The sequence below is a fragment of the Streptomyces kronopolitis genome (genome assembly GCF_050953795.1).
Classification (GTDB): domain Bacteria; phylum Actinomycetota; class Actinomycetes; order Streptomycetales; family Streptomycetaceae; genus Streptomyces; species Streptomyces kronopolitis_A.
Window position 1 is genome coordinate 2,035,475 of sequence record NZ_CP191850.1, and the last position, 14,150, is coordinate 2,049,624.

Annotated in this window: 14 protein-coding genes; 8 read left to right on the forward strand and 6 right to left on the reverse strand. The window is 71.4% G+C overall.

Annotated elements, in window-relative coordinates; all coding sequences use genetic code 11:
* Positions 1-404: 404 nt before the first annotated feature.
* The 4 genes from ectA to thpD all read left to right on the forward strand — a co-directional run bounded on the left by ectA (position 405) and on the right by thpD (position 3,839).
* The gene (gene ectA, locus ACQP17_RS08895; RefSeq protein WP_364877214.1) at positions 405-971 is read left to right on the forward strand and encodes a diaminobutyrate acetyltransferase; all 567 of its coding nucleotides are present in this window, start codon (positions 405-407) and stop codon (positions 969-971) included.
* Between the two features lie 136 nt (positions 972-1,107).
* The gene (gene ectB / locus ACQP17_RS08900; protein ID WP_433855780.1) at positions 1,108-2,376 is read left to right on the forward strand and encodes a diaminobutyrate--2-oxoglutarate transaminase; all 1,269 of its coding nucleotides are present in this window, start codon (positions 1,108-1,110) and stop codon (positions 2,374-2,376) included.
* A 54-nt stretch (positions 2,377-2,430) separates the two neighbouring features.
* The gene (locus tag ACQP17_RS08905) at positions 2,431-2,847 is read left to right on the forward strand and encodes an ectoine synthase (protein ID WP_006606340.1); all 417 of its coding nucleotides are present in this window, start codon (positions 2,431-2,433) and stop codon (positions 2,845-2,847) included.
* A 92-nt stretch (positions 2,848-2,939) separates the two neighbouring features.
* Positions 2,940-3,839 carry an ectoine hydroxylase gene (gene thpD, locus ACQP17_RS08910; RefSeq protein ID WP_433855781.1) on the forward strand — a complete coding sequence of 300 codons (900 nt, stop codon included), beginning with the start codon at positions 2,940-2,942 and terminating at the stop codon, positions 3,837-3,839.
* Positions 3,840-3,966: 127 nt separating this feature from the next.
* On the opposite strand, the gene ACQP17_RS08915 is transcribed toward thpD, so the two are convergent.
* The 5 genes from ACQP17_RS08915 to ACQP17_RS08935 form a co-directional block, all read right to left on the reverse strand.
* Complete coding sequence (locus tag ACQP17_RS08915) at positions 3,967-5,034, reverse strand: alkene reductase (RefSeq protein ID WP_433855782.1); 1,068 nt, start codon at positions 5,032-5,034, stop codon at positions 3,967-3,969.
* A 130-nt stretch (positions 5,035-5,164) separates the two neighbouring features.
* Positions 5,165-5,653, reverse strand: coding sequence for a hypothetical protein (locus ACQP17_RS08920; RefSeq protein WP_433855783.1), 489 nt, complete (start codon positions 5,651-5,653; stop codon positions 5,165-5,167).
* Between the two features lie 123 nt (positions 5,654-5,776).
* Positions 5,777-6,838 (reverse strand): aminotransferase class V-fold PLP-dependent enzyme, encoded by a 1,062-nt coding sequence (locus tag ACQP17_RS08925; protein WP_433855784.1) that lies wholly within the window; start codon positions 6,836-6,838, stop codon positions 5,777-5,779.
* A gap of 87 nt (positions 6,839-6,925) precedes the next feature.
* Positions 6,926-7,636, reverse strand: a complete 711-nt coding sequence (locus ACQP17_RS08930) for a class I SAM-dependent methyltransferase (RefSeq protein WP_433855785.1) — start codon at positions 7,634-7,636, stop codon at positions 6,926-6,928.
* 73 nt (positions 7,637-7,709) lie between these two features.
* Complete coding sequence (locus ACQP17_RS08935) at positions 7,710-8,171, reverse strand: hypothetical protein (RefSeq protein WP_433855786.1); 462 nt, start codon at positions 8,169-8,171, stop codon at positions 7,710-7,712.
* 227 nt (positions 8,172-8,398) lie between these two features.
* On the opposite strand from ACQP17_RS08935, the gene ACQP17_RS08940 reads away from it, so the two are divergent.
* Positions 8,399-9,166: a helix-turn-helix domain-containing protein gene (locus ACQP17_RS08940; RefSeq protein ID WP_433855787.1), complete on the forward strand. Its 768-nt coding sequence runs from the start codon at positions 8,399-8,401 to the stop codon at positions 9,164-9,166.
* A 147-nt stretch (positions 9,167-9,313) separates the two neighbouring features.
* Positions 9,314-9,985 carry a class I SAM-dependent methyltransferase gene (locus tag ACQP17_RS08945; RefSeq protein WP_433855788.1) on the forward strand — a complete coding sequence of 224 codons (672 nt, stop codon included), beginning with the start codon at positions 9,314-9,316 and terminating at the stop codon, positions 9,983-9,985.
* Positions 9,986-10,239: 254 nt separating this feature from the next.
* Here the strand turns inward: ACQP17_RS08945 and ACQP17_RS08950 are convergent, their stop codons facing one another.
* Positions 10,240-11,784 (reverse strand): aldehyde dehydrogenase (NADP(+)), encoded by a 1,545-nt coding sequence (locus tag ACQP17_RS08950; RefSeq protein ID WP_433855789.1) that lies wholly within the window; start codon positions 11,782-11,784, stop codon positions 10,240-10,242.
* Positions 11,785-11,935: 151 nt separating this feature from the next.
* Here ACQP17_RS08950 and ACQP17_RS08955 point away from each other — a divergent pair, with 151 nt between their 5' ends.
* Both ACQP17_RS08955 and ACQP17_RS08960 read left to right on the forward strand, forming a co-directional pair.
* A complete protein-coding gene (locus ACQP17_RS08955; RefSeq protein ID WP_433855790.1) occupies positions 11,936-12,706 on the forward strand; it encodes an IclR family transcriptional regulator in 771 nt (256 codons plus the stop codon).
* Between the two features lie 142 nt (positions 12,707-12,848).
* On the forward strand, positions 12,849-14,129 hold the full coding sequence (locus tag ACQP17_RS08960) for a sensor histidine kinase (RefSeq protein WP_433859858.1): 1,281 nt from the start codon (positions 12,849-12,851) through the stop codon (positions 14,127-14,129).
* Positions 14,130-14,150 lie beyond the last annotated feature (21 nt).

The window sequence follows — 14,150 nt, forward strand, 5'->3', positions numbered from 1 at the left end:
GCCCGTTCTCCACGGGCCGGGGACATGATCTCGCGCCGGATCTTCGGGGTCTTGTCACGAAGCCGTCACTCAGGTTTCGATGGGCCTTACGCCACATCTTCCGGCGGCGAATTCCCCATTCCCTCACGTACAGCTTCCCGTATTCTTCTGCCCGCTTTTCTGCACCTCAAACGCCATGATTTTGCACGCGCCAAGTACCGTAATTCGGACGCGTCTCGTCGGTGTTACGGAGCTGTGACCGACTACACACCGTGTCCGTTTCGCCCCGAACATCCCGGTCAAATCGTGACATCTTGCGGCGACATCGCGCACCCGGGCGCCCCCGCGCGATAACACACCTTCGCCGCTTCCGTAACCCCTGCCCGCGATGCAATTTCCTTTTTCCCTGGGTAAATTTAATTTCCATGACCGCCGCACAAGCAGACCATGCAGGTGCCCGAAGCGATTTCAGAGAATTTCCGGAGGGCTTCAAGCTCGACACCCCACGAGTGGAGGACGGAGCCGCGATCTGGCGCATCGCCCGCGACTCCAAGGCGCTGGACCTCAACTCCTCCTACAGCTACCTCTTGTGGTGTCGCGACTTCGCCGCCACCTCCGTCGTCGCCCGCGACGCGGAGGGCGAGCCGGCCGCCTTCGTCACCGGATACCTCCGCCCCGAGCGCCCGGAGACGCTCGTCGTCTGGCAGGTAGCCGTCGACGACGCGCACCGCGGACAGGGGCTGGCGGCCGCACTCCTGGACGGGCTCACCGCCCGTGCCATGGAAGAGCTGGGCGTGCGTTTCGTCGAGACCACCATCACCCCCGACAACGCCGCATCCAACCGGTTGTTCGCGTCCTTCGCCGAGCGGCACTCGGTGCCGATCGAGCGGGAGGTGCTCTTCGACGCAGGGCTGTTCCCCGAGCAGGGCCACGAGCCGGAGGTGCTGCACCTCATCGGCCCGTTCCCGCCACCGGCCCGCTCAGGGCGCTGACGAACCCCAGGACCGCTCGGCCCCGCGCCGCAGCGGCCCGTGCGGGATCCGGCACCACACCCCCACCACCCTGCCGGCACCGCCCAGCCCCACAGACTTCCCATCCTTCTCGCCACTCATCTCCCAGGAGCATGCTGTGACCATCACCCAGCCCGATCTGAGCGTCTTCGAGACCGTGGAGTCGGAGGTCCGCAGCTACTGCCGTAGCTGGCCCACCGTCTTCGACCGTGCGCAGGGCAGCCGCATGACCGACGAGGACGGCCACACCTACCTCGACTTCTTCGCCGGCGCCGGCTCGCTGAACTACGGCCACAACAACCCCGTACTCAAACGCGCTCTGATCGACTACATCGAGCGGGACGGGGTCACCCACGGCCTGGACATGTCCACCACGGCCAAGCGGGCGTTCCTGGAGTCCTTCCAGAACATCATCCTGCGGCCGCGCGACCTGCCCTACAAGGTCATGTTCCCGGGCCCGACGGGCGCCAACTCCGTCGAGGCCGCGCTGAAACTGGCGCGTAAGGTCAAGGGCCGCGAGTCGATCGTGTCCTTCACCAACGCCTTCCACGGCATGTCGCTGGGCGCCCTCGCCGTCACCGGTAACTCCATGAAGCGGGCCGGCGCCGGTATCCCGCTGGTGCACGGCACCCCGATGCCGTTCGACAACTACCTCGACGGCACCTACCCGGACTTCCTGTGGTTCGAGCGGCTGCTGGAGGACCAGGGCTCCGGCCTGAACCGGCCCGCCGCCGTGATCGTCGAGACGGTCCAGGGCGAGGGCGGCATCAACGTCGCACGCGCCGAGTGGCTGCGCGCCCTGTCGGAGCTGTGCGAGCGCTGGGACATGCTGCTCATCGTCGACGACATCCAGATGGGCTGCGGCCGTACGGGTGCCTTCTTCTCCTTCGAGGAGGCGGGCATCGTGCCGGACATCGTCACCGTCTCGAAGTCCATCAGCGGCTACGGCCTGCCGCTCGCGCTCACCCTGTTCAAGCCCGAGCTGGACATCTGGGAGCCCGGCGAGCACAACGGCACCTTCCGCGGCAACAACCCGGCCTTCGTCACCGCCGCCGCGACGCTGGACACCTACTGGGCCGACGGGCAGATGGAGAAGCAGACTCTCGCCCGCGGTGAGATCGTCGAAGCACACCTGAAGGCGATAGCCGAGGAGCACCCCGAAGCCATCGCCGAGTACCGCGGCCGCGGTCTGGTGTGGGGCCTGGAGTGCAACGACAAGCCCCTGGCCGACAAGATTGCCAAGCGCGCCTTCGAGCTGGGTCTGCTCATCGAGACCTCCGGCCCGGAGAGCGAGGTCGTCAAGCTGCTCCCGGCCCTGACGACCACCCCCGAGGAGCTGGACGAGGGTCTGCGCATCCTCGCCCGCGCGGTCCGCGACTGCGCCTGATCGGCCCAACGGCCCCAGAGATCCTTACCGTTCCACAGAAAGGCACCCCGCACCGTGATCGTCCGATCCCTCCAGGACATCGAAGGCACCGACCGCCACGTCAAGGCCAAGTCCGGCACGTGGGAGAGCAAGCGCATCGTGCTCGCCAAGGAGCGCGTCGGCTTCTCCCTGCACGAGACCACCCTGTACGCCGGTACGGAGACGTCGATGTGGTACGCGAACCACATCGAGGCCGTACTGTGCGTAGAGGGTGAGGCCGAGCTCACCAACGACGAGACCGGCGAGAAGCACACCATCACCCCGGGCACGATGTACCTGCTCGACGGACACGAGAAGCACACCATGCGGATCAAGAAGGACTTCCGCTGCGTCTGCGTCTTCAACCCGCCGGTCACCGGCCGTGAGGACCACGACGAGAACGGCGTCTACCCGCTGCTGACCGAGCCCGACCCGGAGCCCGAGACGGTCTGAGGCGTCACACCCCCGCCTGCCCCGTCCGGCAGATGAGGAAGGCCTGCACGACGTAAGCCAGAGCCCGTACGAGAGGAGAGGAAGGCAACACCATGACCACCGCACCCGAGCGCACCGCCGACCTGTACCCGACCCGTGGGACCGCAGAGGTCATCACCCCGCGGAAGGACCCGGTGGTGTGGTCGCAGCCCGGAGCGGCCGGCCCGTTCGCGCCGTCCGAGCTGAGCGACTTCGAACGCGACGGCTTTTTCGCCATCGGGGAACTGCTCACGGCGGAAGAAGTCGCGGTGTACCGCGCCGAACTGGACCGTCTCGTCCTCGACCCGACGATGCGCGCCGACCCGCGCTCCATCGTCGAGCCGAAGTCGGGCGACGTACGGACCGTGTTCGAGGTGCACAAGATCAGCGAGGTGTTCGCCAAGCTGGTCTCCGACCCGCGTGTGGTCGGTCGCGCCCGGCAGATCCTCGGCTCGGACGTCTACGTCCACCAGTCGCGGATCAATGTGAAGCCGGGCTTCGGTGCCACCGGCTTCTACTGGCACTCGGACTTCGAGACCTGGCACGCCGAGGACGGTCTGCCGAACATGCGCACCGTGTCGGTCTCGATCGCGCTGACGGAGAACTACGACACCAACGGCGGGCTGATGATCATGCCCGGGTCGCACCAGCACTTCGTGGGCTGTGAGGGCGCGACGCCGAAGGACAATTACAAGCGGTCGCTGCAGATGCAGGACGCGGGCATCCCGTCGGACGACGTGCTGACGAAGATGGCGGACAAGCACAGCATCCGCCTCTTCACGGGCAAGGCCGGCTCGGCGACCTGGTTCGACTGCAACGCCATGCACGGCTCGGGTGACAACATCACGCCGTACCCGCGCAGCAATGTCTTCATCGTCTTCAACAGCGTGGAGAACGCGGCGGTGGAGCCGTTCGCGGCGCCGGTCCGGCGCCCGGAGTACATCGGGGCCCGTGACTTCACCCCGGTGAGGTAGGCACGGTGGGGTAGGCACGGTGGGGTAGGCACGGTGGGGTAGGCACGGTGACACCGGTGGCGCGGCCGTCGCACAGCAGGGTCTGTGCGGCGGCCGCGCCGTGTGTGCGGTGCGCACCGGCCGCGCCTCAGCCCTCCAGCGTCGGGTAGTCGAGGTAGCCGGAGTCGTCGCCGCCGTAGAAACTCTCCCGGTCGGGGGTGTTGAAGGGGCCGCCGCTCGCCAGGCGGCGGGGCAGGTCGGGGTTGGCGAGGAACAGCGCGCCGAAGGCGAGGAGGTCGGCCTCGCCCCGCTCGACGAGCGGCAGCTCCTCGGGGCCGGTGGGCCGGCCGTCGGTCGCCGGGTTGAGCAGGAACGTCCCGCCGAAGCGGGTGCGCAGCCGGCCCAGCAGCTCCGTGTCGGGCACGTCGCAGGTGTGCAGATAGGCCAGGCCCAGCGGGGCGATGGCGTCGATCAGCGTGGTGTACGTGGCCTCGGGCGCCGGCTCGTGGATGTCGTTGAAGGTGTTGCCGGGCGAGAGGCGCAGGCCGGTGCGGTGCGCGCCGACCGCGGCGGCGACGGCCGTGACGACCTCGATGGCGAACCGGGCGCGGGCCTCGTCGGAGCCGCCCCACTCGTCGGTCCGCAGGTTGGCGTTGGGCGCCAGGAACTGGTGGACCAGATAGCCGTTGGCTCCGTGGATCTCCACCCCGTCGAACCCGGCCGCCATCGCGTTGCGGGCGGCGTCCGCGAACCCGGCGATGGTCTCGGCGATCTCCTCGCCGGTCAGTTCGCGCGGGGTGACGAAGTCCTTGAGGCCCTCGTGGGTGAAGCCCTGGCCGGCCGCGGCGACCGCGGAGGGCGCCACCGGCAGCTGTCCGCCGGCCAGCAGCACCGGGTGGCCGATGCGGCCGCCGTGCCACAGCTGGGCGAAGATCCGGCCGCCCGCGGCGTGCACCGACTCGGTCACCTCGCGCCAGCCGTCGACCTGTGCGGCGGTGTGCAGCCCGGGGGTGAGCGGGTAGCCGCGGCCGATCGGCGCGGTCTGGGCGGCCTCGGTGATGATGAGGCCGGCGGAGGCCCGCTGGGTGTAGTAGCGGACCATGGACGGGGTGGGGACGCCGTCGGCGGTGGCGCGGTTGCGGGTCATCGGCGCCATGACGAGGCGATTGGCGAGCGGGATGCCCGCGAGGTCCACGGGGTCGAATGCGGTGGTCACTGAGAGCCTCTCAACTACTGCTCGGAACAGGTCCGTTGCCCATTACATCAGTATCGGCGTCCGAGTCCGCGGCCGGCAATCACCGGCCCCCGGTGGCAGGTGCCGAAGGCGCCGTCCCCGGGTCCCCCGCTCACTGGTGCCGGACCGGCGGGCAGTAGCCGGTCTTCTCGCCGATGCTGTTGATCTCGACGTTCGGGCGCGCGTCACCGGCGTAGTTGATCTGGTCGGTGCAGCTGGTCCCCGGCTTCTTGGGAGTGCCCGCGGGCTTGTCGCCCTTCTGCGGCGCCGGGCAGTGGCCGGTCCGCTCGCCGATGCCGTTGATCTCGGCGTTGGACCGCGTGTCGCCCGCGTAGTTGATCTTGTTGGTGCAGCTCGTCCCGGACTTTCCCGCGGTGCCCGTCGGCGCCCCCTTGGCGGAGTTCCCGGAGGTCTTGGCCCCGGAGGAGGACGAACCGCCGGTGGCCTGGTCGGAGCCCGCGGAGTGGGTCGCCCGGGCGGAGGAGGCGGGTGCGGAGGCGTCGTTGCCGCCGCCCTGGCAGGCGGTGAGCCCGAGCGCGGCGACGGTGAGCACCATGGCGGCTGCGGCCTTGCGGGCCTGGCGGAGGGTGGTGTGCGACATGTTCTTCCCGTTCTGTCCGGTACTGCGGGCTCGGCAGAACAAGACTGTCGGCAGCCGCTGATGATCCACCGCCGTCCGGCTGACGCCCCGCTGATGTCCGGGCCGGGGCCGCCGAGGACGCCCCTAGCCCAGCAGCGACAGCAACCGCTCCACGTCGTCCGTCGAGTTGTAGAGGTGGAAGGAGGCGCGGAGCAGTCCGCCGCGTACCGCGATCCGCACCCCCGCCTCGGTCAGCCGGTGTTCCGCGTCCGCGAGACCCGGCGTGGAGACGATCGCCGAGCCCGGTGCGGGCACCGGCGTCAGGCCCCGCTCGGCCAGCCCGGCGCGGTAGTGGGCGGCGAGTGCGGTGTTGTGGGCGTGGATGGCTTCGACGCCCAGCTCCTCGAGGAGGGCGAGGGACCGCGCGGCGCCGACGTAGGAGTAGTGGGCATGCGGCTCGTCGAAGCGCCGGGCGGTGGCGGCCGGTTGGATCGGGCCGTAGTTGGACGCGCCGGGGTCCTCGCCGGCGACCCAGCCCGCGTGCGGCGCGGCCGGCCACGGCGTGCCCGCCCCCAGCTCCCCGCCGAAGGCCATGAAGGTCGTGCCGCGCGGGCACAGCAGCCACTTGAAGGCGCCGGCGACGACGAAGTCGAAGTCCGCGGCGGGCAGCGGCAGCCAGCCGGCGGCCTGGGTGGCGTCGAGGTAGGTGCGCGCCCCGTGGGCCCGCGCGGCGTCGCGGATCGCCGCCAGGTCGGCGATCCGGCCGTCGACGGACTGCACGGCGCTGAAGGCGACCAGCGCGGTGCCGGGGCGCACGGCGTCGGCGAGCGCCGCCAGCGGCGCGGTGCGCAGCGTGAGGCCCGGGTGGGCGGCGAAGGGGTTGACCAGGGAGGAGAAGTCGCCCTCGGGCACCAGCACTTCGGCGCCCGCCGGGAGCGAGGCGGCGACGAACCCGGACTGCACCGCGACCGAGCTGCCGACCGCGACCCGCTCGGCGGGCACGCCCATCAGCCGGGCGAAGGCGGCCCGGGAGGCGGTGGCGGCGCCGAAGTAGTCGCGGCCCATGGTGCCGTAGGAGGCCGATTCGTCGAGGGCCGCACGCAGCGCGGCGGCGCTGCGTGCGGGCAGGAGCCCACTGGAGGCGGAGTTCAGAAAGGTCGTCTCGGGCGCGAATTCCGCCCCGCCGAGTGGCGCACGTCGCTGCATGCCCCCACTGTGCTCGGTGCGCACGGCCCCGTCCATGACGCGGGGCCCGTATCCCGCCACGGGGGCCTCCGGGGGCGGGAATACAGGTCAGAGCATGTTCGCCTTCTGCTGGCTTGCGCGCACCCCGCGTACCCCGCGTACCAGCAGCGTTCCGATGCGACGCTTGCCTTCACAAGGAGCAGGCAGGATCTCAGCCGTCACACTCTCGAAATCGTGTTCTTTCCACATCGCCGCCCACCTCTCCGGCGGATAGTCCCAGCGCTTCACCACTGCGGGATCCTCGTCCGGGCCGCGTGGGATGTAAGACGCCTGGCAGCCATAGCAGCCCTCGACTGCGGGATGTTGCGACATGGCGAACACACCGCCCGGGGCGAGCCTGTCGTGAACGGCAGGGAGCATCAGCCCGGGGTCGGTGAAGTAAGCAGCCCCGAAGACTGAGTAGACGGCGTCGAACATCACCGGCGAGTCTGCGAGGAAGGTCACTGCCTCGCCCTGGTGCAGTTCCATCCCGCTCACGTCGGACCAGCGTTCCCGAGCCTTGCCAAGCTGCGCGGGAGACAGGTCCACACCCACCGCTCGCATTCCCAACGTGGCAAGGTGGGCGAGGTTCCCGCCGGACCCGCATCCGAGGTCGAGCACCCGCTTACCGGCTGCCACGGCGAGCACCTCGGCGCCGGGACCGTGGTCGGCATGCTGAGTCCAGTTGAACCACGTCGTCTCGCCCTTGGCGTTCGTGGCGCGCCGCTGGGGCTTGGTCTGCGAGTAGGTGTCCCATGCAGCACTGCGGGTGTCTGACACTTGGCTCTCTCTGTCTCGTTTCACGGCGGCCGCCACCCGACGTGTCCGGCGGGCGGCGACCTCACGCACGGGATTACTTCTTCACTGGGCTGTCGGTGCATCCAGCGTGGCACTGCGAGCACTCCGCCGCGCCCATACCAGGCCAGAACTCGGCATCGACGGTGAATCCGAGTGCCGTGATCGCTGCTGTGGCAGCCGCCATCGCGCTCCTTCCCCCCTCGGGGTCTGCTCCGCCTTCGGAGTCGTCCGGGACGTGGTGGATGTAGTCCACGCCGAGCGCTCGGGAGAAGGCGAGGTACGGGACGCTACGCCTGAGGAACCGGTGCCAGAACAGATCCACGCGCAGCGAGGGTGTCAACGGTTCGTTGGTGGCTGTGCTGGTGGCGAGAAAGGCCACCAGCTGGCTCACGCCACGCTCGCCCATCTCGTCCGTGAGGTCGGGCCAGTCCTTCCGTACGTCCCTGATGAGCAGGGCACGCACGTCCGGGCTGATGAGGTTCAAGACCTCTGCCGGTTGGTCCTGGGTGATCGTCACGTCTGTTCCTTCCCATTCGGGTAGTGCGGGACCTGGAGGTGCGTCACAGGCGCTTGCTCGTCCTCCGTGCTCGGCTGCCTCGCGACGCCTAGATGTTGCTCTCGCGGGTGCGACACAGCGACGGCCGAAGAGACGTCACCTGGGCGTCACTCGGAGGGACGTCAGTGACGCCTCAGAGGGCGTCAATTGGGTGTCATTGGGCAGTGGTTCGGTCTAGCTTTGACGTCATGACGACGACCGCCGCGATGCCGAATGATGTGCTGCGGGCCGTACGTATCGGCCTGCGCATGAGCCAAGACGACTTTGCCAAGGCCATCCGCCGGGCAGGCGCAGAAGTAGGAGAGCCCAACGACGCATCCAAGCGTCTGGTACAGCGCTGGGAGGCGGGGACGAGCAAGACACCCCGGGGTGTGTACGCGAGGGCGTTAGAGCGGGTTACGGGGCGTCCGGTGGAGGCTTTGGGCTTCACCTTGCCGGTACCGATGGCGAGAGTCCACGCAGACAAGGCAGGAGGGCATGACATGGACGCTGGAACAGGCGGGATCGCCTCTGCCGCAACGAGCGCACAGAGGGGCGACGGGACGTTCTCCGGAGTGTGGATCAGTCGGTACGAGTTCTACTCGTCCAGCCGGGGCGAGACGTACGAGGGCAAGCACCATGTCGTGGTCGTCCAGCATGGCAACCGGCTGACCGCGCAGAGCCTGCCGGGCGCGTCCAGCAACCCGGACAGCCCGCTCACGCTGGACCTGACCGTTGACCGAAACGTGGTCACCGGGTCGTGGGTCGAGCAGACGGCAGCGGACGGCTACTACAACGGCGCCCGGTACCACGGAGCCATTCAGTTGCTTGCGGAGCCCACCGGGCGGCGCATGGCCGGGAAGTGGGTCGGGTTCGGGAAGGACTTCGACGTGAACACCGGGCCGTGGGAACTGCGCCTGGTCGACCGGTCCACCAGCAAGGCGACGTTGGAGCGGTACAGCAGTCCACCCGAGTGAGACCCCGGCCCGCATGACAGCTCCGTCATCTCAGGCGATGTCGGACCAGATTTCCACACGCATGGGACGGCTGACTTTCCTCGTGACGGATGTGCGTGGGGGAAAACCATCCGTGGCACGCCCCTATTCCGGGGGTAGCGTCCGGGCATGACCTCGCCACAGGGATTCCTCGGCTTCTGGGAGACGACCGGGTCCGCCAAGACCTTCACGCATCCCCTCGATCCGGCGCTGCTGGAGGAGTACGTGCCGCGCGACGCGCGGGTGCTGGACTACGGCTGCGGTTACGGGCGGCTGACCGCCGAGCTGGCCGGGCGGGGGTACCGGTCGGTGCGCGGGGTGGACGTGTCGGCGGCGCTGATCGCCCGGGGGCGGCGGGAGCATCCGGAGCTGGATCTGCTGCGGTGGGGCGGGTTTCCGCTGCCGTTCGAGGACGGGTCGTTCGACGCGGCACTGCTGTTCGCGGTGCTCACCTGCGTGCCCGGGGACGCGGACCGGAGCGCGATCGCCGGGGAGCTGGGGCGGCTGGTGCGGCCGGGTGGGGTGCTGTATCTGAGCGATGTGCCGTTGCAGGGCGACGCGTTCCACCAGGAGCGGTATCGGCTGTGTGCGGAGCGGTACGGGACGTACGGGGTGTTCGGGACGCCCGACGGCGGGGTGTTCCGCCACCATCCGCCGGAGCTGCTGCGGCAGACGGTGCGTGCGGCGGGCTTCGCGCTGCTGGCGGAGCGGCGGGGGCCGGTGCCCACCATGGACGGGCTGACGGCCGAGCGGGTCCAGCTCGTCGCCCGCAAGGAGCCGGCGGTGGCCGACACCCCCTAGGGCGCGTCCGCAAAGTCCCGCCTGGCTCGCGGCGCCTGGCACACACGCTCTCCCCCACGCCTGAACGGCGCGGGGGAAGAACCCCCACCGTTGTCGGGATCGTCCGCGTAGGCCCACTACGAGGACGACCCTCCGCCTTGCGAGCGCGCTCGGCACCCACCGGCTGAATGAGGAGCCGAGACGCAGCGAGCGCAGTGCACCGGACGCCGCGAGCCCCGCCCTCCGGGCGGACGGCGGGACTTTGCGGACACCCCCTAGACGCCCTGCGCGCCGCCGTCGACCCGGCGCGGGAGGCCGAGCGGGTTGTCCTCGCGGAGTTCGGGCGGCAGCAGGGCGGGCGGGGTGTCCTGGTAGGCGACGGGGCGCAGCCAGCGTTCGACGGCGGTGCCGCCGACGGAGGTGGCGGTGGAGGTGGTGGCCGGATAGGGGCCGCCGTGGTGCTGGGCGGGGGCGACCGCGACCCCGGTGGGCCAGCCGTTGACGACCACCCGGCCGGCGAGCGGGGTGACCGCGGCCAGCAGCCGGGCGCCGCGCCCCGTGCCGTCCGTGCCGGCGCTCTCCGCGTCACCCAGGTGGAGCGTGGCGGAGAGGTTGCCGGGGAGCCGGGCGAGGACAGCGGCGATCTCGGCCTCGTCCGCGTAGCGGGCGACGACGGTGACCGGGCCGAAGCACTCCTCCAGGAGGAGGTCGTGGGGCCCCTCGGTGGTGAGGCGGGCCGCCGGGACGGTGAGGAAGCCGGCGCTGACGGTGTGCTCACCACCGGCGCCCGGGGTCACCGGGGCCGCGACGTCCGCGAGCCCGGCGCGGCTGCCGATCCCGTCGAGGAACGCCTGGCGCATCCGGTGGTCGAGCAGCACCCCGGCCTCGCTGTTGCTGACCGCGGCGGTCAGCGCGGTCACCAGCCGCTCGCCCGCCGGCCCGGCGGGCACCAGGACCAGGCCGGGCTTGACGCAGAACTGGCCGACGCCGAGCGTCATGGATCCGGCGAGTCCGGCGCCGATCTCCTCGGCGCGCTCCCCGGCCGCGGCCTCGGTGATCACCACGGGGTTGAGGCTGCCGAGTTCGCCGTGGAAGGGGATGGGGTGCGGGCGGGCGGCGGCCGCGTCGTAGAGGGCACGGCCGCCGCGGACCGAGCCGGTGAAGCCGGCCGCGGTGATCAGCGGGTGGCGCACCAGGTCGATACCGGCCTGGAAGCCGTGCACCAGGTGCAGCACGCCCTCGGGCAGCCCGGCCTCGGCGGCGGCGCGGCGCAGCAGCGCGGCGCACAGCTCGGAGGTGGCCGGGTGGTCCGGGTGGGCCTTGACGACGACGGGGCAGCCGGCCGCCAGGGCGCTGGCGGTGTCGCCGCCCGGCACCGAGAAGGCGAGCGGGAAGTTGCTGGCGGAGTAGACGGCGATCGGGCCCAGCGGGATCTTGTAGCGGCGCAGGTCGGGCCGGGGCGGGGCGAGCGCGGGGTCGGCGTGGTCGATCCGTACGTCGAGGAACGCGCCCTCCTGCACGAGGTCGGCGAAGGCCCGCAACTGGTAGGTGGTGCGGGCGAGTTCACCGGTGAGCCGGCCGGGGCCGAGCGCGGTCTCGGCGTCGGCGGCCTCGATGACCGCCTCGCCCGCCTCGTCGAGCAGTGCGGCGGCACGGCGCAGCAAGGCGGCGCGCACGGCGCGGTCGGCGAGCGCGGCGCGGGCGGTGTGCGCTGCCCGCACGACGGTGTCCACCTCGTCGGCCGTGGCCTCCACCGCCACCTGTTCCCGCTGCTTCCCGGTACGGGGATCGACACTCCAGACCGGAGCTGCTGCTGCCACCGTGCTTTCCTCCCGGGCGATGCCGTGCCGAGTCGGTCGGAGACGTTCCGCTTTCGCTCAGCCCTCCGGACCGCGTTCGCTATGCTGAACAGCGTCCCGGATCATGAACAACTGGGACTCTATGGCGGCCGGAACAGGGGGGTCAAGGCCGATGTCAGCTGCCGATACCGGTGGATCACAGGTCAAATCCGCGGTGCGGACGGTGGAGTTGCTCGAATACTTCGCGGGCCGCCCCGGACTGCACAGCCTGACGACCGTCCAGGAAACCGTCGGCTATCCGAAGTCCAGCCTCTTCATGCTGCTGCGCACCCTCGTCGACCTGGGCTGGATCGAGACCGACGCGAGCGGCACCCGCTACGGCATCGGCGTCCGCGCGCTGCTGGTCGGCACGTCCTGCATCGACGGCGACGAGGTGGTGGCCGCGGCCCGTCCGGCGCTGGACCGGCTCGCCGAGGACACCGCCGAGACCCTCCACCTCGCCCGCCTCGACGGCACCCACGTCGTCACCCTGGCCACCCGCCCCTCGCCGCACCACCTGCGCCCCTTCACCCGCGTCGGCCGGCGGCTGCCCGCCCACTCCACCGCGCTGGGCAAGGCCCTGCTCGCCACGCACCCCGACGACCAGGTGCGGGCGCTGCTGCCGCCGGTCCTGCCCGGGCTGACCGAGCACACCCTCACCGACCGCGAGGAGCTGATCGCCGAGCTGCACACGGTCCGCGCGCAGGGCTACGCGGCCGACCACGAGGAGAACACCCTGGGCCTGCGCTGCTTCGGCGTCGCACTCCCCCACCGCGCACCGGCCCGGGACGCCCTCAGCTGCTCGGTGCCGGTGGCCCGCCTGACCCCGGCCCACGAACAACTGATCAAGACCGCCCTGTGCGACGCCCGCGATCGCCTGACCCCGACCCTCCGGCAGCGGTGAACCGCCGGGGGCGCTCTCGACGACGGACGGCCCTCCCCCGTGCGGCGGGGGCGGATCGTCCCCGGGGCCGAGGCGCACGGCTCGCGGCGGCGGAAGACTGACGGCCATGAGACTTCCGACCGGACGGGGCGCCGTACGCCGTATGCGGGGCCCCGCCGTGCGGACGATCGGGCGGCGCTGGGTCCATCTGGTCCTGGGCGGCGCGCTGTTGATGCCGTTCTTCCTGCTGGTCTCCGTCTTCCTGCCGCCGTTCGCGGAGGACAGGGGCCCGCTGGGCTCCGCCGGCCGGCAGTTCACCGACCTCGGCTGTGCGCTGCCGCTGGCCGCCCTGGCCGCGCTGCTCTTCCCGCTGGTACGGCCGCTGGAGGTGCACACCGTCCGGTCGCTGTGCGGGGTGCGCGCGGAGCTGCTGGCCGAGGGGCCGGCCCTCTCCTGGGCGGCCCGGCGGCGCACCGCACTGTGGTTCGTGGCGCATCTGCTGGCCGGCGTGATCGTCAGCGGGATGTCGCTGGCCGCGCCGCCGGCCGCCGCCCTGCTGCTGGCGCTGCCGTTCTCCCCCTCCTTGCAGCACACCGAACGGGGCTTCCCGGAAGCCCTTCACGGGGCGCTGGGCCCGCCGGCTGGGCTGGCGCTGCTGTCGCTGGCGGCCGGCACCACGTGGCTGGCCGGGATGCTGCTGGCACGCGCGGCCCCGGTGCTGCTGGGTCCCACGCCCGCCGACCGGCTGGCCGCCGCCGAGCACCGGACGGCCGACCTGGCGTCCCGCAACCGGCTGGCCCGCGAACTGCACGACGCGGTCGGGCACGCCCTGAGCGCGGTAACCCTCCAGGCCGGCGCGGCCCGACGCGTCCTGGAATCGGACCCGGAGTTCGCCCGGCGGGCGCTGTCCGCCATCGAGGAGACCTCACGCACGGCGGTCGCCGAGCTGGACGCCGTCCTGGGCCTGCTGCGCGAGGAGGACGGCGATGACCCGGCCGCGCCCGCGCCCACCCTGAACAGCCTGGAGGCGCTGCTCGGCCGGACCCGGGCGGGCGGCGTCCCCGTCGAGGCGACGGTCGAGGAACGGTGTACGGGGCTGCCGCCGGTGGTCTCGCGGGAGGCCTACCGGATCGTGCAGGAAGGGCTCAGCAACGCCCTGCGGCACGCCGGGCCGGTACCGGTCCGGCTGTCCGTGGGGGTGGCGGACGCACAGGTGACGATACGGATGGCGAACCCACTGCCCGGGGCACCACCGGAGGCGTCCGGGCCGCCGGCCGGCCGCACCGCCGGGGCGGCCCGTACGGGCGGCGGCCGCGGGCTGCGGGGCATCGCCGAACGCGCCCGGCTGCTCGGCGGCAGGGCGAGTGCCGCCGCCGAGGACGGCGTCTGGCGGCTGACGGTCCGGCTCCCGCTGACGGACGCCGGGCCGGGGACACACGCATGAGGAGCCGGCCAACGGACGGCC